21 protein-coding genes are annotated in these 21,813 nt (G+C 36.2%); 11 read left to right on the forward strand and 10 right to left on the reverse strand.

The features are described from left to right. Nucleotides 1-10: 10 nt before the first annotated feature. Nucleotides 11-385: a winged helix-turn-helix transcriptional regulator gene (locus G9C87_RS01545; RefSeq protein WP_172277338.1), complete on the reverse strand. Its 375-nt coding sequence runs from the start codon at nucleotides 383-385 to the stop codon at nucleotides 11-13. Nucleotides 386-477: 92 nt separating this feature from the next. Between G9C87_RS01545 and G9C87_RS01550 the strand changes: the two genes are divergently transcribed. Continuing rightward, nucleotides 478-1,008: an NAD(P)H-dependent oxidoreductase gene (locus G9C87_RS01550; RefSeq protein WP_172277341.1), complete on the forward strand. Its 531-nt coding sequence runs from the start codon at nucleotides 478-480 to the stop codon at nucleotides 1,006-1,008. A gap of 53 nt (nucleotides 1,009-1,061) precedes the next feature. Here G9C87_RS01550 and G9C87_RS01555 read toward each other — a convergent pair whose 3' ends face one another. The 3 genes from G9C87_RS01555 to G9C87_RS01565 all read right to left on the reverse strand — a co-directional run bounded on the left by G9C87_RS01555 (nucleotide 1,062) and on the right by G9C87_RS01565 (nucleotide 4,366). Then, nucleotides 1,062-1,568 (reverse strand): DUF2199 domain-containing protein, encoded by a 507-nt coding sequence (locus G9C87_RS01555; RefSeq protein ID WP_172277344.1) that lies wholly within the window; start codon nucleotides 1,566-1,568, stop codon nucleotides 1,062-1,064. A gap of 32 nt (nucleotides 1,569-1,600) precedes the next feature. Then, a complete protein-coding gene (locus G9C87_RS01560) occupies nucleotides 1,601-3,187 on the reverse strand; it encodes a patatin-like phospholipase family protein (protein WP_172277347.1) in 1,587 nt (528 codons plus the stop codon). A 279-nt stretch (nucleotides 3,188-3,466) separates the two neighbouring features. Then, a complete protein-coding gene (locus G9C87_RS01565; RefSeq protein ID WP_172277350.1) occupies nucleotides 3,467-4,366 on the reverse strand; it encodes a CorA family divalent cation transporter in 900 nt (299 codons plus the stop codon). Nucleotides 4,367-4,438: 72 nt separating this feature from the next. Between G9C87_RS01565 and G9C87_RS01570 the strand changes: the two genes are divergently transcribed. Then, the gene (locus tag G9C87_RS01570; RefSeq protein ID WP_172277353.1) at nucleotides 4,439-5,461 is read left to right on the forward strand and encodes a 3-oxoacyl-ACP synthase III family protein; all 1,023 of its coding nucleotides are present in this window, start codon (nucleotides 4,439-4,441) and stop codon (nucleotides 5,459-5,461) included. Between the two features lie 70 nt (nucleotides 5,462-5,531). On the opposite strand, the gene G9C87_RS01575 is transcribed toward G9C87_RS01570, so the two are convergent. Together G9C87_RS01575 and G9C87_RS01580 are read right to left on the reverse strand one after the other, a co-directional pair. Then, on the reverse strand, nucleotides 5,532-6,692 hold the full coding sequence (locus G9C87_RS01575; RefSeq protein WP_172277356.1) for a thioredoxin family protein: 1,161 nt from the start codon (nucleotides 6,690-6,692) through the stop codon (nucleotides 5,532-5,534). Nucleotides 6,693-6,862: 170 nt separating this feature from the next. Then, nucleotides 6,863-7,075 (reverse strand): hypothetical protein, encoded by a 213-nt coding sequence (locus G9C87_RS01580; protein ID WP_172277359.1) that lies wholly within the window; start codon nucleotides 7,073-7,075, stop codon nucleotides 6,863-6,865. Nucleotides 7,076-7,227: 152 nt separating this feature from the next. Here G9C87_RS01580 and G9C87_RS01585 point away from each other — a divergent pair, with 152 nt between their 5' ends. Beyond that, nucleotides 7,228-8,040, forward strand: coding sequence for a helix-turn-helix domain-containing protein (locus tag G9C87_RS01585; RefSeq protein ID WP_172277363.1), 813 nt, complete (start codon nucleotides 7,228-7,230; stop codon nucleotides 8,038-8,040). Between the two features lie 211 nt (nucleotides 8,041-8,251). On the opposite strand, the gene G9C87_RS01590 is transcribed toward G9C87_RS01585, so the two are convergent. Then, complete coding sequence (locus tag G9C87_RS01590) at nucleotides 8,252-8,470, reverse strand: cytochrome C551 (protein WP_172277366.1); 219 nt, start codon at nucleotides 8,468-8,470, stop codon at nucleotides 8,252-8,254. A gap of 186 nt (nucleotides 8,471-8,656) precedes the next feature. Then, nucleotides 8,657-10,435 (reverse strand): AMP-dependent synthetase/ligase, encoded by a 1,779-nt coding sequence (locus G9C87_RS01595; RefSeq protein WP_172277369.1) that lies wholly within the window; start codon nucleotides 10,433-10,435, stop codon nucleotides 8,657-8,659. A gap of 145 nt (nucleotides 10,436-10,580) precedes the next feature. On the opposite strand from G9C87_RS01595, the gene G9C87_RS01600 reads away from it, so the two are divergent. Continuing rightward, nucleotides 10,581-11,720: an acyl-CoA dehydrogenase gene (locus G9C87_RS01600; RefSeq protein ID WP_172277372.1), complete on the forward strand. Its 1,140-nt coding sequence runs from the start codon at nucleotides 10,581-10,583 to the stop codon at nucleotides 11,718-11,720. A 26-nt stretch (nucleotides 11,721-11,746) separates the two neighbouring features. Then, nucleotides 11,747-12,112: a hypothetical protein gene (locus G9C87_RS01605; protein ID WP_172277375.1), complete on the forward strand. Its 366-nt coding sequence runs from the start codon at nucleotides 11,747-11,749 to the stop codon at nucleotides 12,110-12,112. A gap of 280 nt (nucleotides 12,113-12,392) precedes the next feature. On the opposite strand, the gene G9C87_RS01610 is transcribed toward G9C87_RS01605, so the two are convergent. After that, nucleotides 12,393-13,325, reverse strand: a complete 933-nt coding sequence (locus G9C87_RS01610; protein ID WP_172277378.1) for a DUF4349 domain-containing protein — start codon at nucleotides 13,323-13,325, stop codon at nucleotides 12,393-12,395. 222 nt (nucleotides 13,326-13,547) lie between these two features. Next, nucleotides 13,548-15,143, reverse strand: coding sequence for a peptide chain release factor 3 (locus G9C87_RS01615; protein WP_172277381.1), 1,596 nt, complete (start codon nucleotides 15,141-15,143; stop codon nucleotides 13,548-13,550). Between the two features lie 222 nt (nucleotides 15,144-15,365). Between G9C87_RS01615 and G9C87_RS01620 the strand changes: the two genes are divergently transcribed. The 6 genes from G9C87_RS01620 (at nucleotide 15,366) to G9C87_RS01645 (ending at nucleotide 21,746) form a co-directional block, all read left to right on the forward strand. Then, nucleotides 15,366-16,196: a CPBP family intramembrane glutamic endopeptidase gene (locus tag G9C87_RS01620; RefSeq protein ID WP_172277384.1), complete on the forward strand. Its 831-nt coding sequence runs from the start codon at nucleotides 15,366-15,368 to the stop codon at nucleotides 16,194-16,196. Between the two features lie 19 nt (nucleotides 16,197-16,215). Then, a complete protein-coding gene (gene rdgB, locus G9C87_RS01625; RefSeq protein WP_172277387.1) occupies nucleotides 16,216-16,800 on the forward strand; it encodes an RdgB/HAM1 family non-canonical purine NTP pyrophosphatase in 585 nt (194 codons plus the stop codon). A gap of 62 nt (nucleotides 16,801-16,862) precedes the next feature. Next, nucleotides 16,863-17,777 carry a ribonuclease Z gene (locus G9C87_RS01630; protein ID WP_172277390.1) on the forward strand — a complete coding sequence of 305 codons (915 nt, stop codon included), beginning with the start codon at nucleotides 16,863-16,865 and terminating at the stop codon, nucleotides 17,775-17,777. Nucleotides 17,778-17,785: 8 nt separating this feature from the next. Next, on the forward strand, nucleotides 17,786-18,553 hold the full coding sequence (locus tag G9C87_RS01635) for a TIGR02757 family protein (RefSeq protein WP_172277393.1): 768 nt from the start codon (nucleotides 17,786-17,788) through the stop codon (nucleotides 18,551-18,553). A 10-nt stretch (nucleotides 18,554-18,563) separates the two neighbouring features. After that, on the forward strand, nucleotides 18,564-19,124 hold the full coding sequence (locus G9C87_RS01640; protein ID WP_172277396.1) for a DUF1003 domain-containing protein: 561 nt from the start codon (nucleotides 18,564-18,566) through the stop codon (nucleotides 19,122-19,124). A 240-nt stretch (nucleotides 19,125-19,364) separates the two neighbouring features. Next, on the forward strand, nucleotides 19,365-21,746 hold the full coding sequence (locus G9C87_RS01645) for a choice-of-anchor L domain-containing protein (protein ID WP_172277399.1): 2,382 nt from the start codon (nucleotides 19,365-19,367) through the stop codon (nucleotides 21,744-21,746). Nucleotides 21,747-21,813 lie beyond the last annotated feature (67 nt).

Here is a 21,813-nt window from a genome sequence, read left to right on the forward strand (position 1 = left end):
AAACTTCGTGTCAATTTAGTCTATCCGAATTTACAATTTCCTTATGCTCCGTTCCCCATTGCTCAAGTTCTTTAATGATAGGCTTTAGCTTATAACCTATTGCTGTAAGTTCATACTCAACACGAGGTGGGACTTCCGCAAAAACGGTTCTTGTAATGATCTTATTTTCTTCCAGCTTCCTGAGTTGTAAGGTAAGCATACGTTCTGTAATATTGGGTAAAAGTTTCCTTAATTCCCCAAATCTCAGTTTCCCGTTAATCAGCCAGCTGCATATAGCCAGTGACCATTGTCCACCGATAATGTTGGAAGCATAAACCTCAGAACATTCATCGGATAACAGTTTTTTATTCTCAAAATTTGTTGATGTTTCCTTTATTTTGCTCATTACTTACTTTTTTTATAGTACCATACATTAGGTTGCTAATGTACGAAATGTAAGTGGATAGGATTATTTTTGTAACTATAAATTGCATTAAAATGAAAACATTGGTAATTGTTACCCATCCTGTAATGAAAGATTCGCTGATCAATAAAAGATGGGTGGAAGAGCTCTCTCAGTATCCTGAAAAATATACCGTTCATGATCTGTATAAGGAATATCCTGATGGTATAATTGATGTTAAGAGAGAACAGGAATTGATTGAAAGTTATGATAAAATAGTTTTTCAGTTTCCCTTTTATTGGTTCAGCAGTCCGCCGCTTTTAAAAAAATGGTTTGATGAAGTTTTAACCTATGGATGGGCATATGGAAGCAAAAGCGGATTCAAAGTAGGAGGGAAGAAAATTGCTTTGGCTATTACAGCCGGCGTGGAAGAAGAAGATTATTCTGCTTCCGGTAAATATAAATATACAATGAAAGAATTGACCAGACCTTTTGAACTCACTTTTGAATACATTCAGGCTGATTATAAAGATCTTTTTACCTATTACAACTTGGAAATTAATACTTCACAGGAATGGATAGAGAAAAGTGTCCCGGAATATCTAAAGTTTCTTGATAAATTATAATAAAAAAGCTGGATCATTTAAATGATAGATGATCCGGCTTTTTCCAGCTATGTTTAAAATTTATTATTTTGTAGAACCCTATCTACTCTTTGCTGAGCTTCTTTCATCGTAATTCCATTGTAAAAATCATAGACAAACGGATGTTCGAAATTTTGATGTGGGTAAATGAGCGGGCGGCCTATTTTATTATTGACGACGACTGTCATTGGAATGCTTTCTGAGAAATCATAATCGGGAAGATCATTGGATAACCACCCGAAATATTCGGCTCCAAAATCTTCATTATTGTAATTGTCAACATATTCACTAAAGCTTTTTTCACTTAAACTTACCCAGACTCCATATTCAAAAGTCTGACAACTCTCAATAATTTCCTGTACCAATACGGTACGAATAAATCTGTCCGTCTGTTTGGGATATTCAATAATACATAAGTCTGAACTTATTTCGGCATTTTGCAATTCTACATCTGTTAACTGCATATAGCTTGACGGTGATTTATAAGCAAGGGCTGGCCAGTCTTCCATTTCTTTACCACAGCATTCACAGATATATTTCATAAGTATTTTATTTTATTGATATTAGAAATTCTTTAACCCACCGTCTTCGTATCTTCTTCCTTCAGTATTTTTTTCTCCTTCATCGATATCATCATTCTTTCCTTTTTGTATTTTTTCCAGTCGAATCCATTGAGGAAATCCAGTGCGGCTGAAAAACCCGCATTGAAAAGTTGTTCCTTTTCTTCCCTTTTCATAAAGAAATTAAGCCAGCTGCTGGTTCCACAATCTACGGTTTGTATGCTATACAAACGATAAAAAGTATGTTTGGTGAGGAATGATTTATCATTAAAGCCTTTCAGGGTTTCAATGATATTTCCTGCATATGAAAAAGGGGTTTTTAAGATCTGCTCGCTGGTTTTCCCCTTATCGGCATCCCCTTCGGACTTACTCGTAAGCTGTACACCAAACAGAGGCATTCTCGGATAGAATACATCATTGGCATGAAAAAGATCAATAGGGAAATTGGAAATGCTTCCCCCATCTATGAAAACACCCACAGGATAAATATCTTGCGGTTTTGTATTCATCCAGAACCTCCATGCGTATTTTATAGAATCATCATCTTTATTAATCCTCTTTTGAAAAGGTTCAAAAAAGAACGGAACAGACATGGAAGCACGCACAAATTCAGCCGGACTGCTGTGTTTGAGTTCTTCTTCTGACCAGTATAAATTGGCCATCGTAGGCAGTTCCACCTTTATTTTAGCGTTAATATCTGTTGTAACGACAACGTATTCTGATCTTAACTGATAGAAGGGGTTATTTTTATAATGATCATTGCTGACGGCACTGTCATAAAATATTTTATACTGCGTTTCGTCTATATGTTCCAGATTAGCATTTTTTATTTCTTCTATACTTCTTAGTGCTATGGTGTAGTATTCCTGATTATTGCCGTAACGGTAATTAAGATTGAGTGCACCCTCCCTGGCAGAAAATTTCTGATTAAGGTCAGCGACCGTTTTCACACCGAAACCATCCAGAGCATCTTTCATGGTATTTAAAAATGTGTTTCCGGGATTAAGCCCGCTGTTTTGTTTACGGAAATCATTATAAAACTTTTTCAGGCAGAAAAATATCAGAATCAAAGGAATAATGGGAATAAGGAAAATAAGCTTTGCCCTCCATACCGTTTCAGAGGATACCGCAAATGGTGTAATCACAAGGATAAGTAAAATAATAATGGCAATAATCGTATTTATCTTCAGGAAGTTTTTGTTATTAAGCATTGCATGGATAGTAGTCCTTACATAGGGTTTACCATCCATAAAATCTGCAAAATTCCAGTTGAATAAAATTTCTTTGATTACTTCACTTTTAGCTTCTTCTTTTGTTTTATAAGCCGCAATTAACATTGTATTGATAGCCCCGGCACTTGTACCTGCCACTTTCAGAAAACGGACACCGAATATTTCAAGACCATAGAGATAACCTACCAGTGCACTTCCCCAAACACCACCGCCTTCCTGTACAAATTCGACATATTGATGGCCTTCAGCGTCCAGTAGATCCGAGAACTCTTTGGTGGAAATATTTTCATGCAGAGCCATAAGTTTGTCTTTAGACTCTTTTGAAAGAACATTATCACCGAGAATTTTATTAAGAAGATCCGGTTTCATGGTGGTTTGGTGTTTTTAGATTTAAAATAAAAAAACTGCTGCTTTTGTATAGTCGTTTTTAAAGCTCAGTGATTTTATTGAAGATAAAAATACCAAAAGATATCCAAAGTTGACCTCATTTTCAGAGTTAAATATTCAATAAGCATCTGTGCTAAACTGAGTGACCTGTGGGATTAAAAAAAACTTAGTTCTTAAAAAAAATTGTAAATTTTATAATTATGTTTGGTAAGCAAACCTAATCTTTCCCTTAAAAAACTCCATATCTTGAAGACCGATCCATCACCACTGTTTTCTCCTCGCATAAATAAAAGTAACAATGACAATTAAAGCCATTAATCCCAAAGTGAAATAATAACCATGCTTATGATGCAGTTCCGGCATATTATCAAAGTTCATTCCGTAGACTCCCGCTATAAAAGTAATCGGTAAGAAGTAAACAGAATAAATTGCCAATACCTTCATCACCTGGTTGGCTTTTTGATCCGATAGTGCCAGGAACATAGAAATAAGGTTGGTGATCTGGATGTTCAGGTGATCAAAATCGGCAACAACGTCTTTGTGTTTATCCTTCAGGTCTACAAATTCCGAATCCTGAAGATTCAGAAGTTTAAACTTATCAACGGCATCTGTAGAAATAATAAGGACCCTCGAGTTTAAACCTGATTTTCTTTTCAGTTTATAAAGCCTTCGGATCTGGGTCGTATGATTGGTATTCTTTAAGAAAATTTCATTTTCTATATTATCCATGGTTTCCAGTAAGCTGATTGACTCATCATCAAAGCTTTTCATGATCAATAGGGCGATCATCAGGGCGATATTTTCCGGTGACGAATCTGTGGTGCTGGAAGAAAGTTGTTTTTTTGTTTCGGTGATGCTTCTGGTTTTCATCCTGTGAACTGTAATGATCGTATTTTCCAGAAGAAAAATTCCAATCTTGGTGCTGATATCACTTATCGTATTCAGATTTTTCCTTTCCAGTTCTGTACTTTCCCGCAGCAGGAAGAACTTTACATTCCCATCCTCTTCATATTTCGGAAGGTGATTAGGATCAAGGGTGTCTTCCAGAAGGAGATTATTAATCTCATATCTTTCATGAAGAAACTGTAAATCTTCTGGGGTTGGAGCTTCTACATCAACCCATTCGCAGTGGGAATCTCTGTATATCGTATCGATTGGCATAAAGTAAAAATACTAATATTTTGAAATACTATGGGTCAAATAAGTTTATCTTTGCCAAAATTAAAAAACTATATGATTAAAAGTACAATAAAAGGAATCGGATTTTATGTTCCGGATAATGTTGTAACGAATGATGATTTAGCTAAATTAATGACTACCAATGATGAATGGATCACGGAGAGGACAGGCATCAAAGAAAGAAGACACAGGAAAAACAGAAACGATTCACAGGAGACGACAGCCTACCTGGCATTCAAAGCGTCTGAAAAAGCTCTTGAAAAAGCAGGATTAACCGCTAAGGATATCGATTATATTGTTTTTGCCACGCTTTCTCCCGATTATTATTTTCCAGGATGTGGGGTATTGCTTCAGGATATGCTGGGATGCGATACCATCGGAGCATTGGATGTAAGGAATCAATGTTCAGGATTTGTTTACGCGATGAGTGTAGCTAATGCTTTTATTAAAACCGGAGCCTATAAAAATATTTTAGTCGTAGGCGCTGAGGTACATTCCTTTGGTTTGGATTTTTCTGATGAGGGAAGAGGAGTTTCCGTGATTTTCGGGGATGGGGCAGGAGCTGTTATCCTTTCTGCAACTGAGGACGAGAATGCGGGAGATGTTTTATCCTTTAATATGCATTCTGAAGGTAAATATGCAGACGAATTATGTACCCAGTTCCCGGGTTCAAAATATGGCTGGAGTGATCGCATGAGAAAGGAGCCCGAAAATGTTACCAATAAAGAAGTATATCCTATTATGAATGGAAACTTCGTATTCAAACATGCGGTAACAAGATTTCCTGAAACGATGGTGGAAGCATTAAATAAAGCAGGAAAAACAGTTGAAGATCTCGATATGTTTATTCCCCATCAGGCGAATCTGAGAATTGCCCAATTTGTACAGCAGAAGTTCGGATTACCGGATGAAAAAATCTACAACAATATCCAGAAATATGGGAATACAACGGCAGCTTCTATTCCGATTGCTTTAAGCGAGGCGATTGAAGAAGGTAAAATAAAAAGAGGAGACCTGGTGCTTCTTTCCGCTTTCGGAAGTGGATTTACCTGGGGAAGTGTATTGTTTGAATATTAATATCTTGATCGGATATAAATAAATAAGAACCGCAGTTACACTGCGGTTCTTATTTATATATAGAAGTTGTTTAAAGGCTCTTCAATAATTTTTCAGTATCTGAAGCGTCTTCACCGCTACTCTTAGCCAGTGCTACAGACTTTTCAGCCCAGATTTTAGCATTCTTTTTATCCCCAACCTTATTGTAAAGGTTCGCTAAGGTATCTGTATTTGCATAGCTTTCACTTTTCTTTACCGATTCCTGAGCCCAAAGGATTGCTTTTTCAAGAGATGATTTTGTGGTTACATTTTCAAAAAAGTTCCATGCAATAGAATTCAGTTCTTCAGAAGAGGCAGCCGAATAATCTTTGTATAAATCTAAAGTTAATGCTTCATAAGTGGCAATGTCTTTATTTTTCAATGCTCTGCTGGATTTTGCTCTTTTTAAGATTTTTTCAGATTCTTCTTTGCTTAGAAACTTCTGGGTTTCGGCTAAAAAGTAACTGTCATTCCATGTTTTGGTGTCGGCATTATAAGACTTTTTAACGATGGTATTCATCTTAATATTCTTATCAACCATATCGTATTTTTCACCAGGAAGGACCTTCACAATGTCAGCTTTTTTATCTTTAAAAATTTTGTACAAAGGACTTTCTGTACTTTGAATTCCGGCAAGTAATATCTGAACATCTTCCTGATTCAGACTGGATTTTCCCTGGAAATAACGATCCAGGACTTTACCCGCAAATTCCGAGTCATTATAAATGGTAAGTCCGGCAAGATTCTTTAAGAATTCAGGATCTTTTTCTCCGTTTTCGAATTTTTGCTTTAATGCAGTCAGTCTTTTATTCGGGTCTTCCGCATCTTTAGCAAACTGAACGAAATCATTTTCTTCTACGTATCCTAACGTTCTGTGTACTTCTTCACCGTTTGCATTAATGAACAAGTAAGTAGGGAACGCTTTTACATTATATTTTTTGGCAAGGTCAATTCCTTCCCCTTTTTCCATGTCAATTTTGGCATTGATAAAATGAGAATTATAGTAATCTCCCACATTTTTCAATGGGAAAATGTTTTTTGCCATCAGTTTACATGGTCCACACCATGATGCATAGGCATCGATAAAGATCAGCTTGTTTTCTTTTTTTGCTTTAGCAACAACGCTTGCGAAGCTGGTATCCTCAAATTTGATACCTTGTGCAAAAGCAAATACACCCACGAAGATTGAAGAGAGTATCGTTAACTTTTTCATAAATACTTTTTTATTGATTGCAAATGTAATAAATATGTCAATGCATAAGTCGTACTACAGTGAAAATTGTTACGGTATTATCTATTTTAATGATAAATTTTTAACACCAGTTGATTGGGGCTCTTCTTCTATGTAAAAATAAATCCGCAGAAATTCTGCGGATTATTTTATTATTTTGCTTTTGTAGAATCTGTTTTCGTTTTTAAACTGTCCGATGGGTTGGTTTGAGCCGTGTCAGAGTTGGCAACTGCAGAATCTCCCATTGTATTTCTCATGGCATTTTTATCATGCTCATCTTTAAATTCTTCCCGCTTTTCTTTATTCTGGGCGCAGCTGCTCATAATAAATAACCCTAAAACTGCTCCGATCCATAATTTTTTCATAGTAATTTCTTTTAATGTTTGTTGATCAAATATAGAAAAATATTAGTATTAATAGTATATAAGCTAATATTCATTATAAAAATACAAGATAATGTAATTTTTCAGTTATTTTTGAGACCGATTGTATATCAAAGCATTATAAAGAAAAAGACATGGAACTGCAATTGATGAAACCTAAGAATCCCACGCTGGCTAATTTTCTGGAAGGTTATTATTTCCTGAATAAAAGCCGGTATTCAGAGGATATAGAGTATCTCACTTTTCCTAATAACTACAGTATTGTATCAATATCCCGGAATGTAGAGCTGCAGTTTGAAAATAATGAGATACGGGTCATTGAAAAAAATAACGGCGGATTTTCATCAGACTTGATATGCCATTATAAAAGGCCTATAAAAGTATTAATACAAGGATGCTTAAATGAAATAACCTTTTACTTTAAGCCATTGGGATTAAATGCTTTTTTAGAACGGCCATTGAAAGAATATACCAAGGACTTTTCCAAAATGTTTTTCCCTTATGATGATTTTGAAGCCTCAATGATTCCGATTTTAGAAGAACAGGATCCTGAAAAAAGAGTAGAAATGATTGAAGATTTTTGGATGTCCAGGTATATAGGTTTCAATCATGCATTCCTTAATGAATTGGTGGGTGATGTACTGATGGACCTGGATAAGTCTATAGAAGCTCATGCCTGCGAATATAAAACAACAAGGCAGACGATTAATAAGCTTTTCGATCTTTATTTATGTAAAAGTCCGTCCGATTTCAGGAAAATTCAACGGTTCAGAGAAACTCTCCTGGAGCATGTAGGGAAGAAAACTCTTACCGAACTAAGCTATGATCACTTGTTTTATGATCAATCCCACCTGATAAAAGATTTTAAAGCGCTTACAGGTTTTACCCCTAGAAAATTTTTTGACAAGGTATATTCCGAAGGAAAAGTAAAATGGTTGTTTCTTTAGCCAGATTTACAATTTTACAATTTTTCATAGAGAGGAATGTGTACTTTTGAAAGCAATACCACTAATCACGAAAACTAAAATTATTATTGCAGTGTTTCCTGTTTAAGGTTCAGGGGCTGTTCAATATGTACACCAGAATCAAAATCTGTACTCCATAAAAAAATCCGTAGCGTTTCAGCTGCGGATTTTCCATATTTAGGTTAAAAATTTATTATCGGGTTGCGGGAGCTTTTACCGTATCCATTTTCATTTTGATACTATCAGGAGGTAATGTCTTTGTTTTGACTGTATCAGTAGTAGAAGGGGCTGTTTTCACAGTTTTATCTACTGCTGTAGAATCTGTAGTTCCTGATGACATTTGGGCCTCCTTGGTTCCGCAACTCACTGCAAATATCCCTAAACCCAGGGTTAGCAATATCAACTTTTTCATAATATTCTGTTTTGGTGTATAACAGACAGTTCAATAATTGTTCCTAACGGGGTGCCTGTATTATTAAAAAACAATAAAAAAATGAAAATTATGTTAATTAAAACTTTATTGCGTTTATTTGACTTTCTAAGGATGAACACAATATTTAAAACATAAAAAACCGCCCATGTAAGGGCGGTTACTATTTTATTCATGATGCTCATACATTTTATTGTATAAATTAATAAACTTTTCTTTGACCGCTTTTCTCTTGAGTTTAAGAGTAGGCGTTAAAAGACCTCCTTCAATACTCCATACTTCAGGAGTCAATTCAATCTTTTTAATTTTTTCCCAGTTTCCGAGATGTTCATTAATGCCATCAATTTCTTTTTCTATTCTTTCTTTTAATTCAGGGCTTTTTGCAATTTCCTGAGGAGTAGAGCCTACATTCAGATTATTTCTCATAGCCCAGCTTTTGGCAAATTCAAAGTCTGGCTGAATAAGTGCACATGGCATTTTCTCACCGTCACCGACTACCATAATCTGTTCTATGAATTTAGAAGCTTTTGCCAGATTTTCTATAATCTGTGGTGCAATATATTTACCTCCGGATGTTTTGAACATTTCTTTCTTACGATCGGTGATTTGTAGAAAGCCGTCAGCATCAATATTTCCGATATCTCCGGTTTTAAAATATCCGTCTTCAGTAAAAACTTCTTTTGTCATTTCTTCATTTTTAAAATAACCTTTAAAAACAGAAGGACCTTTTACTGTTATTTCACCGTCTTCCTGGATTTTTACATGTAAATTATCCAATGGAAGTCCTACGGTTCCGATTTTCATCTTATCAAAACTATTTACGGAGATCACGGGCGATGTTTCCGTTAATCCATATCCTTCCAGAATAGGAATCCCGGCATTCTGAAACATCAGGTTTAATCTTGTGGAAAGTGCTGCAGAACCTGAAACCAAAGTGATGATTTCACCTCCCAGACCTTCTCTCCATTTTGAAAATACAAGTTTATCAGCAATAAGTTCCAAAAGACCGGAAGGCTTTGAAACTTCTTTCTTTTTTGAGATCAGGTTCAGGGCCCAGAAAAAGATTTTTGATTTTAATCCTCCTGCTGAAGATCCGGTGTTGTAAATCTTATCATATACTTTTTCTACCAATCGCGGAACAACACTCATATAATGAGGTTTTACCTCCTTTACATTTTCTCCCATTTTATCAATGCTTTCAGCGAAATAAACGGAGAACCCATTGTATTGGAACAGGTAGAAAAGCATTCTTTCAAAAATATGACAGATCGGCAAAAAGCTTAACACTCTTGTTTCTTTATAGTCAAGGCTTCTTTTCTTGGGAATCCTTGGAACAGAACCCAGAACATTGGAAACGATATTATGGTGGGTAAGCATTACTCCTTTAGGCCTTCCCGTAGTTCCTGAAGTATAAATAATGGTGGCCAGGTCTTCAGAATTAATGGCATTCGAAAGATCTTCCACTTCAATTTGAGTAGAATCATCTTCACCCAGATCCAAAATTTCACGCCAGTTTGGAGCACCACTGATCATATCAAATGTGAAAACCCCTTGTAAAGAAGGAATGTTATGCTTCACCTTCATTACTTTAGCAAGCAATTCTTTATCAGAGACAAAGCAATATTGTATTTCGGCATTATTAAAGATGAATTCGTAATCTTCATGGGATATGCTTGGATATACAGGGACTGAAACAACACCGATCTGGGAGAGTCCCAAATCCATCACCGCCCATTCCGTACGGGTATTGGTGGTAATGAGTGCAATCTTATCTCCGGGTTTTATTCCAAGCTTTAAAAGTCCCCTGGATATTTTGTTTCCCTGATTGATAAATTCCTGTGTAGATGTTTTTTTCCATTCACCCTGATACTTTGTAACGAACATGTCTGTTTTAGGAAATTTCTCCAAAGCATAGTGAGGTATATCGAATAATCTTTTGATCGTCATAATTTTTTATGTAATTTTTAAGGAAATCTAAATATAAGCATTTTTGTGAAAATAGCATAAACCTCACTGGAATTTTCCAATAGTAATTATTTTTTCAGATTTGCTTAAAAAGTGTAAATTTACGACCATCTAATTATTAATTTTTATGGACTTTAATTTATCCGAAGAACAGCTGATGATACAGCAGGCAGCAAGAGATTTTGCACAAAACGAACTATTACCAGGGGTTATTGAAAGAGATCGCGATCAGAAATTCCCGACTGAGCAGGTAAAGAAGATGGGTGAAATGGGGCTTTTAGGGATGATGGTAGATCCGAAGTACGGTGGAGCAGGAATGGATAGTGTTTCTTACGTTTTGGCAATGGAGGAGATCGCAAAAGTAGATGCATCTGCAGCGGTTGTAATGTCTGTAAACAATTCATTAGTTTGTGCAGGTTTGGAAAAATTTGCTTCTGAGGAACAAAAACAAAAATATCTTACCCCTTTGGCAAGTGGTCAGGTAATTGGTGCATTTGCTTTATCTGAGCCTGAAGCAGGATCAGATGCAACATCACAAAAGACCACTGCAGAGGATAAGGGAGATTATTACCTTTTGAACGGAATCAAGAACTGGATTACCAACGGAGGTACGGCTACTTATTACATCGTTATTGCACAAACTGACCCTGAGAAAAAGCATAAGGGAATCAATGCGTTTATCGTGGAAAGAGGATGGGAAGGTTTTGAAATCGGACCGAAAGAAGATAAATTGGGAATCAGAGGAAGTGATACACACTCTTTGATCTTTAATAACGTAAAAGTACCAAAAGAGAACAGAATCGGAGAAGATGGATTTGGATTCAATTTTGCTATGGCTGTACTAAATGGAGGAAGAATCGGGATTGCTTCTCAGGCTTTAGGAATTGCTTCCGGAGCTTATGAGCTGGCTTTGAAATATGCTAAAACGAGAAAAGCGTTTAAAACTGAAATTATCAACCACCAGGCTATTGCCTTCAAATTAGCAGACATGGCTACGCAAATTACAGCTGCCAGAATGCTTTGCTTTAAGGCTGCAACTGAAAAAGATGCAGGAAAAGATATCTCTGAAAGTGGAGCGATGGCAAAGTTATATGCTTCCCAGGTAGCAATGGATACTTCTATTGAAGCAGTACAGATCCATGGTGGCTATGGATACGTGAAAGAATATCACGTGGAAAGATTTATGCGTGATGCTAAGATCACCCAGATCTATGAAGGAACTTCTGAAATCCAGAAAATTGTGATTTCAAGAAGTATTTCAAAATAAAAAAAAACAAACAAACACAACTATTTATGAAAAAAACTTGGTGGATTACTCTCGGAGTCATTGTACTTCTTTTAGGAGTATTTGTATGGTATAAATACTTCTTCGTTTTCGGAGAAGGAGTAAAATCAGGTTATCTGAATTACGCGATTAAGAAAGGATATGTTTTTAAGACGTATGAAGGTAAATTGATTCAGGAAGGCTTCGGCCGGGGAAAAACAGGAAGTATAACAAGCTACGAGTTTGAGTTTTCTGTAAACGATCCTGAAGTTTTTAAACAACTTGAAACCAACAGTGGTAAAAGCTTTGATCTTCATTATAAAGAATATAAAGGAGCCTTACCATGGAGAGGAAATACCAGGTATGTTGTAGATAAAGTAGTGAATATGAAATAATGAAAGGCTCTCGATCGAGAGCCTTTCATATACACGCACCACAAAATATTAAGATATAATATTGTTTCTTTTATATGATCTTCTTTATCTATGTATTGAATAAAGTAAGATTTTATTTAATAATCACCTGACCGGACTTTGGAAATTGGTCTATACTGCCAGGTGTTCGTTTTTTAATTCTGTATCATAAAGTTAGTAAAGAATATTTTCTTTATGACCTTCCGGGCATTAAAAAAAAATTAAAAATAAAACACCCCCAGGTCTGAAGGTGATTTTGTACTTAATGAGAAGGGCTTTTGGGAATATTTTTGTTTTTTCTTTTGTAAAAATAATATCCGATCCCTCCGATAAGGAATACAGGCCAGAAAGGCAGGAAAAATAAAAAAATACCTGTGATAACATCCCATCCTGAAGAGATGGCAGTGATCGAGCGATTACCAAAAGTTTCAGGTTCTTTATCTTCCGCATACCATGATGTTGTTCCGTACAAAGTAATTTCCAGATCACACATTGTATTTTCCAGATAATTCTGCCCGGAAACTTCTGTTTCTTTTTTTTCAACAGAGCCGATACTACTGAGATCAGCCATAAGATATTCAAATTTCTGGATGGGAACCTTTACTCGCAGATAAGCCGTTTTCTTATCATCATTACCCGAAGAAATACTTTCACTTCTTATAAAACCATCATATTTTCTTATTTGCTCGCTTACAAGGTCTTTGGCTGTTTCGGCGTTTTCAACTTTTAATTCCAGGGTACCCGTTTTTATCATTTTGTTTTTAGAAATATTTGCTTCTTCATTTGCCTTGTTGTTTTTATCTTTATAAACAACCCGTGTTTCTCTAATGATCTTTGGAGAAGGAACATTGATCACCATTTTTTCAGCTTTTTTTTCGGTAGAATCTTTCTTTTCTTTTTTTGATTCAAGCCGGGTGGAAGTAATCTGCCGCGAAAGGGAGTCCACACTTTTTGAGGTCGCTTCAATAGTTTCTTTGAGATTGCTTTGAGCTTGATCAAATTCTTTGATTTTTACATTTGCAGAATCAAATACAGCATCTGCCGTGTTGGCCATCTTATTGATGCCTTCTGATGCGGCAACAACAGAACTGTCAACAGATTGTACAGCTTCTTTCAGCTGAGATTGCGTTGCTTCACTTTTTTTACATGCTATAAAGGAGGTGGATAAAGCAATAAGTAAGATATACTTTTTCATACGATTAATTTTTTTGATGAGGTAAAATTAGCTGGGTGATCAAAGCTTCGCTTGTAAAAAGACTGTATTCTTTCGGTAAAATCTTAAGTGCTATGTAATGAGGCGTTTGTATTGTTTGTAAAACTATTTTACAAATGGGGAATGCTTTTGTTTTATAGATTTTGTACAAAAAAAACCGCTCAGTATCTGCTGAACGGTTTTAAATTATTGGGTAACAATTTTTTATTGTTGACTGAACTCACTGATGAAATGGAGTTTGACATTCGGGAATTTCTCCTGAGTCATATGGATGGTAAACGAAGAATCTGCTAAAAATACAAGCTGGTTATACTTATCTCTTGCCAGGAATCTCTGTTTCAGCCTTGCAAATTCTTTAAATTCCTCAGATTTCTCATCTGCTTCCACCCAACATGCTTTGTGCATAGAAAGAGGTTCGTACGTACATTTTGCTCCGTATTCATGCTCAAGACGGTATTGAATAACTTCATACTGAAGCGCACCTACCGTTCCGATTATTTTTCGGTTGTTCATTTCAAGGGTAAATAACTGAGCAACCCCCTCGTCCATTAGCTGATCGATACCTTTAGCCAATTGCTTAGCTTTAAGTGGGTCGTTATTATTGATATAACGGAAATGTTCAGGAGAGAAACTAGGTATTCCTTTAAAGCTCAATTTTTCTCCACCGGTTAATGTATCACCAATCCTGAAACTTCCCGTATCGTGTAATCCTACAATATCACCAGGGAAACTTTCATCTACTACTTCTTTTTTATCTGCAAAGAAAGCATTCGGAGATGAGAATTTCATTTTTTTACCTTCTCTTACTAATAAGTAATTTTCATTTCTTTTAAAAGTTCCGGATACAATTTTAACGAATGCCAGGCGGTCTCTGTGTTTAGGATCCATATTAGCATGGATTTTGAAAACGAATCCTGTAAAATTATTTTCCTCAGGTTTTACAATTCGGGTATCGCTTTCTTTAGGTTGAGGCATCGGTGCAATTTCTATAAAAGCATCCAATAATTCACGTACCCCAAAGTTGTTCAAAGCAGATCCAAAGAAAACCGGCTGTAAATCACCTTTCATATAATCTTCACGACTGAATTCCGGGTAAACGGATTGCACGAGCTCCAGCTCATCACGTAAAGTTTTAGCCGCTTTTTCCCCGATCAGTTCATCGATGGCAGGATCGTTGATATCATCAAATTTAACCGTCTCACCAACTTTTTGCTTTTTTTCCTCCAGAAATAACTGGATATTGTTTTCCCAGATATTATAAATACCCTGGAAGTCACTACCCATTCCAATTGGCAGGGAAAGAGGGACTACACTAAGACCCAGTTTTTGTTCAACTTCATCTAACAAGTCAAAAGCATCCTTACCTTCACGGTCCAGTTTATTAATGAAAACCAGCATCGGGATGTTTCTCATTCTACAAACCTGAACCAGTTTTTCTGTTTGTTCCTCAACTCCTTTTGCCACGTCTATCACGACGATTACGGAATCAACTGCAGTTAATGTTCTATACGTGTCTTCGGCAAAATCCTTATGCCCGGGAGTATCCAGAATGTTTATTTTGTGCCCTTTGTATTCAAAAGCCAATACGGAAGTGGCAACAGAGATTCCTCTCTGTCTTTCAATTTCCATAAAGTCGGAGGTAGCTCCTTTTTTTATCTTGTTGGATTTTACTGCACCAGCTTCCTGAATAGCTCCCCCGAAAAGAAGTAACTTTTCCGTCAAGGTTGTTTTTCCGGCATCAGGGTGAGAAATAATCCCAAATGTTTTTCTTTTTTGTATTTCTTTGATTAAGTCTGACATAGTGTATTTTGAAGTTGCAAAAATCGTGATTTTTTATGACGCTGTCAAATAAATTACAAAACAAAAAGAAAACTCTCCGGTATATTCGGAATCAAAGGATAACCGGAATGTCGGAACCGAATCACTTTCCGGAATTTAAACAGCCCTAAGAATTTTCTTTTTTTGTTGTTTAAGGCCTTCAAAAAAATTACCTTTGTTCCTTAATTATTACAAAGGAAAAACATGAAAAACAGCAGATATCCAAACTATACTTTTACATGGATCGGTGGCGTTGTTTTATTAGGAGGATTATTTGTGGGAACCTTGTTCGTCACTTTTCTGAACTTCTTTTGGATGCTGATTTTTAAAGAAAACCTACAGCTCAAAGATTGGTTTTTTATGTTATCCAATGCAGCAGGATTTTTAACGGCAATTGCTTTTTTTGATTTTTTCATTGTTAGGCCTACCACAAAACAAAAGCTGAATTTCAATTTTTCTCCTACCAATTTCTATACCTATCTTCTGATTTTTCCAATGATGATAGGGATGATGTTTATTTCTGAGTTTATAACCTCTCAGATTCCTGTAACCGGGCCTTTTTTCGGGAAATATTATGAGTTTTTCAGTGAGTTGATGAATCAGCTGACAGATGATCCTGTCGTTATGATCATAACGGCTGTGATTATGGCTCCGATCTTTGAAGAAATTATTTTTAGAGGAATTATTCAGAAAGGACTTATCAATAAAGGAGTAAAACCCTGGAAAGCGATATTGTATGCTTCCATTATTTTTGGACTGGTGCATGGGAATCCATGGCAGTTTGTGGGAGCAGTTCTGCTGGGCTGCGTTTTAGGAATTGTTTATGAAAGGACAAAGTCGCTTTTATTGCCGATGTTGCTGCATGGTTTTAATAACTTATGTTCATCATTATTGATTACGTATACAAAAAATGAAAGTTTTTCAGAAGCATTTAAAATTTCTGAATGGATATTGCTAGCAGTAGGGATTGTACTTTTTTCTCTGTTTTACTATCTTTTTATGAAAAAATACAAGGTACATTACGCTGAAATTTAATTAAAAAAATGAAAAGGATATGGAATTATTAGTTGCAACGCACAATCAACATAAAAAGGAAGAAATTCAACAAATATTAGGAGGAGGTTATACTGTCAAAAGTCTTACAGATTACGACATCCATGAGGAGATTGTAGAGGATGGAGACTCTTTTAATGCCAATGCCCTTATCAAAGCCAAATATTGTTTTGAAAAGACAGGGATTCCAAGTCTTGGAGATGACAGCGGATTGGTTGTGGAATCTTTGGATGGTCGTCCGGGGATTTTTTCGGCACGTTATGCAGGAGATCATGATTTTGCAAAAAATATAGAAAAAGTTTTACGCGAAATGGAAGGTGTTGAAAACAGAAAAGCTTATTTTATTACAGTCTTATGTTATTATGATGAAAACGGAGCTCAATATTTTGAAGGGAGGGCTTACGGAAATCTGTTGACAGAGAATAAAGGACATAAAGGATTTGGATATGATCCGATTTTTGTTCCGGAAGGACATGAAAGAACATTTGCTGAAATGAATCCTGAAGACAAAAATAAGATCAGCCACCGGAAACAGGCTTTGGATTTGTTTCTGGATCACCTTAAAGTTGCCGGTGAATATCAATAATAGTTTTAGAAACAGGCATATCCAAAATTTCTGTCGTACATTTGCTATAATAAACTATTGATTTGAGTACTTATTTAACGATATTAGGCTTTAATTCAGCAATTCCTACGATTAATACCTCTCCCACGGCGCAGTTGCTTGAAATGGAAGAAAGACATTTCCTGATCGATTGTGGAGAAGGTACACAGGTTCAGTTGAGAAAAGCCAAAGCAAGGTTTTCAAAGATTAATCATATTTTTATTTCACATCTTCATGGGGATCATTGTTTCGGATTACCGGGACTTATTGCTTCTTTCCGTTTGCTGGGCAGGGAAACTCCTTTACACGTGTATGGTCCCAAGGGGATTAAAAAAATGCTGGAAACCATTTTTACCATTACGGAAACCCATCGTGGATTTGAAGTTATTTATCACGAGCTGGACAAGGACTATTCCGAAAAGATCTATGAGGACAATAGAGTAGAGGTGTTTACAATTCCTCTGGATCACAGGATTTACTGTAACGGTTATCTTTTTAGGGAAAAGCCGAAGGACAGACATATCAATATGAAGGAGATAGCCAAGTACAATGAAATTGAAGTATGTGATTATCATAATATAAAAGCAGGGAAGGACTTTGTGCTTAGTGACGGATATATTCTGAAAAACGAAATCCTAACAGTGGATCCTATGCCATCGGTTTCGTATGCTTTTTGTAGTGATACAAGATATCTGGAATCTGTGATTCCTATTATAAAGAATGTTACTGTTTTGTATCATGAATCAACCTTTTTACATGATTTAAAGGAAATGGCGGATTATACCGGACATGCTACGGCTTTGGAAGCAGCTACGATAGCACAGAAAGCGGAGGTAGGTAAACTTATTCTTGGGCATTTTTCCAACAGGTATGGAGATCTGACCGTATTTACCGATGAGGCAAGAACTGTTTTTCCTAATACATTCCTGCCGAAAGCATTGGAAAGTGTGAAAATTTAGATGAAGTTATGAATTTTGAAGAGTTAAGAGATTTTTTGAATGAAAAATCGGATCAGTATAATAACTATGATTTTATTGAAGATGATCCGATCCAGATTCCCCATCGTTTTTCCTTAAAGCAGGATATTGAGATTGCAGGTTTCCTGGCCGCAACCATATCGTGGGGAAACAGAAAATCCATTATCCGTTCTGCAGAAAAAATGCTGGATATCATGGGAAATTCCCCATACGATTTTGTTATGAATTTTTCAGAAAAAGATCTGGATTCGGTTCGGGACAAAAGTATCCACAGAACTTTTAACGGAGAAGACTTTACTTATTTTATACAGCAATTTAATAAGGTTTACAGAGAAAATGAAAGCCTGGAAAATCTTTTCCTGATCAAAGATTCCGAATTTAATTTTCTGCATGCTATTGAAAGGTTCAGGACTTCTTTCTTAGAAACATCTAAACACAGAAGCCATAAGCATGTGAGCTCACCTTACAAAAATTCATCTTCCAAAAGAATCATTATGTTCCTACGGTGGATGGTTAGAAAAGATAAACGAAGTGTAGACTTTGGTATCTGGGAAAATATAGACCCGAAATACCTGTCGATTCCGCTGGATGTTCATACCGGGAACATTTCGAGAAAGCTTAGTCTGATTACAAGAACTCAGAACGACTGGAAAACAGTAGAAGAGCTCGATCAGGTAATCAGGCAGTTTGATGATAAGGATCCTGCAAAATATGATTTTGCATTGTTTGGATTAGGAGTTAGTAAAGAATTTTTATAAAGAGGAAATAATGAAATCAAACACTGAAAAAACAGAAGTTCTTGAAAGGATTGCTAATGGAATTACCTGGTGGATTGGTTCTATTCCATCCCTTATAGCCCATACTTTATTTTTTATTATTTCATTTCTGCTGCCTTTACTTCATATTGTAGAATTTGATAAAATGCTTCTTATCCTTACTACTGTAGTTTCATTGGAAGCCATTTACCTGGCAATCTTCATTCAGATGTCTGTTAACAGGAGCCACGAAAAGATCGAAGATATCCAGGAAGACATTGAGGATATTCAGGAAGACATTGAAGAGATCAGTGAAGATATAGAGGAAATCAGCGAAGATATCGAAGAGATCAGTGAGGATATCGAAGAAATTAACGAAGATATTGAAGATATTCAGGAAGATATTGAGGAGATCAATGAGGATGAAGACGATGAAGATCATAATGAACGGGCAAAAAAAGTGATATTGAAAAGCAGTGTGAATTCCAACAAGAACGAGATAAAAGCTTTAAAAGATCAGATATTGAGGCTTCAGAATGAAATTGATGATCTAAAAAAAGATGGTTCAATATAGATACAATATACTTCTTGAGTGTGTGAAACTCTTTTTTATAAGTCTTATTTTTATTTAAATTTTAATTTTTCTGATTTTGAGCGAAATATTAAATATTTTATTTCCAAATACGGATACTGTTATTGTTTAATTTCAGTGAATTATTTTTTTAGTATTTATTTTATCTAATTACTGCTTTTGATTCGTAAAATATTAACATCATATGTTTATTTTTGCTATTTTTGAACAAACAATACCAAAATGTTAAATTATAGACTAAAAAACTACTTTTTCTTTTTAATATTGCTATTAGCCCCGCTCTTTTCGTTTTCCCAAAATGTAGGGAAACTGCCTCAAAGAAAGCCACAAAAGGAAAAAAGTACGGCAGCAAGTCTGAAGGCTGGAGCATTTATTGATGTAAATGTTGCCTCGTACGCTCCATCTGCTTTTACTCCCACACAGCTTGTTACAGACATCCTGATTAACGGAGGTACAAACTGCTCAACTCCGAATGTGACGAATGTTACAGTAAGCCCGAATCATGATGTTGCAAACAATGACAGGTTTTGGGGGTATTTTCACAGAGCTACTACCAATTTTCCTTTCAAAGACGGAATTGTACTTACTACGGGTTATGCAAGACAGGCCGGGAATTCTCTGGTAAGCGGAAGCTTATCCGGAAGTATTTCTATGCAAGGTGATGCTGACCTCGCAGCAGCTACAGGAACTAACCTGAGTAACCAACGGGATGCAGTTGCATTGGAATTTGATTTCGTACCCAACTCCAATCAGGTAAAATTTAATTATTTATTTGCTTCTGAAGAATATACAGGAGGTTATCCGTGTAATTATTCGGATGCATTTGCACTATTGATAAAACCTGTAGCAGGTGGACCTTACGTGAATGTCGCTGTACTTCCGGGAACAGCAGGTGCAGTAAGTGTAACGAATATACGTCCTGCAAACCAGGATAATGGGTCTCCATTAACTTGCGGAGCTCTTAACGACTCTTATTTCGCGGGTTATAATACTTCAAATATAGAAACAAACTATAACGGAAGAACCATCCCTTTAACAGCCATTGCCGATGTAACGCCTGGTGTTGCTTATCATTTTAAAATGGTTTTATCAGACTACAATGACCAAAGTTTAGATTCAGCTGTTTTTTTAGAAGGTGGATCCTTTGATATCGGAATTAAAATTGTTGATGGAAATGGTACGGTTTTACCGGGCACGGTAAACATGTGTGATAATACTCCACAGATATTAAAAGCACAGGTAGTTACAGTACCGGGAATGACCTTTCAGTGGTTTAAAGATGGCGTTCCGATTCCGGGAGCTACCAACATTCAGTATGTGGCGACACAGCCTGGCGTTTATGAGGTGAAAGTTTCGGTACCTGGAAATCAGTGTCCGGGATCAGCAACTATTACGATTGTTGGAGGAACAACTCCTACAGCACATGATGCAGTGCTTAAGATTTGTACGACGCCAAATGCTTTAAACTTTGATTTAAATACAGCAATGCCATTGATCAGTACTACTGCGGGAGCTGTGTTTCACTTTTATGTAAATCAGGCAGACGCAGTTGCCCAAAATAATAATTTCATTAACAACCTAGCCAGCTACGACGGGACTGACGGACAAATTTTGTATGTAGTAGTTTCTAATGGTGCATTTTGTAGCAAAATGGTAAAGTTGACATTGAGAAAAGAAGCGACTCCTGTAGCACAGCTGATTTCTTCAAAAATGAAAATCTGTTCCGGTGAATCTGTTCTTTTAACAGCTTCTGGTGGTGCCACATACCAATGGAGTGATGTTTCAACAAACGGACCTACAAGAACAGTAAGTCCAACTCAGACGACTACGTATACCGTATATGCGATTGGGGTGCAGGGTTGTAAATCATTACAACCGGCTACGGTAACAGTAGAAGTGGTTCCGGCTATTACCTCTAATCTTACCGGAGGAATGATCTGTACCGGAGATCAGATTACGTTAGATGCCGGAGCTGGTTCTAACTATACTTATACCTGGAATACAGGAGCAACAACACAAACGATTACTGTAGCAACAAACGGTACGTACACCGTTACTATTGACAATGGTGTTTGTTCTAAGGTATTTACAACACAGGTAATTAAAGCTGTGATACCAACTGTCATTAAAGTGGATTATAACTCCAGTGGTACGATGGTTATTACCGCAAGTAATCCGAGTAACGGAATCTTAGAATATTCTATTGATAATGGATTAACATGGCAGCCTTCCAATATATTCAATAATGTTCCAAAAAATAAGCTGATATCGATCAGGGTTCGTGTGAAGAATACCAGTTGTGTAGGGTTTCTTGAATACTTTACATTTATGATGAAAAATGTAATTACTCCTAACGGAGATAATGTAAACGATATCATCGATTTTAGAGGAATCAATGAGTATAAAGATTTTACTGCAAGTATCTTTGATCGCTACGGGCGAGAAGTCTATAAAGCCGAAAAAGTAAGGCCTTATTGGGATGGATATTTCCAGGGCAAGCGTTTACCTACTGCATCATATTGGTATCAGGTGACTTTTGAAGATCCTGCCAGTAAGGAAAAAGCAGTGAAAACCGGCTGGATCCTCCTGAAGAATTTTGAATAAAATATTAATCATATTTGCAAAAAGACTAACGATTCGTTAGTCTTTTTGTGTTTTATTAAATTATAAA

This window comes from Chryseobacterium sp. LAM-KRS1 (assembly GCF_013184525.1).
In the GTDB taxonomy this organism is placed as follows: domain Bacteria; phylum Bacteroidota; class Bacteroidia; order Flavobacteriales; family Weeksellaceae; genus Chryseobacterium; species Chryseobacterium proteolyticum.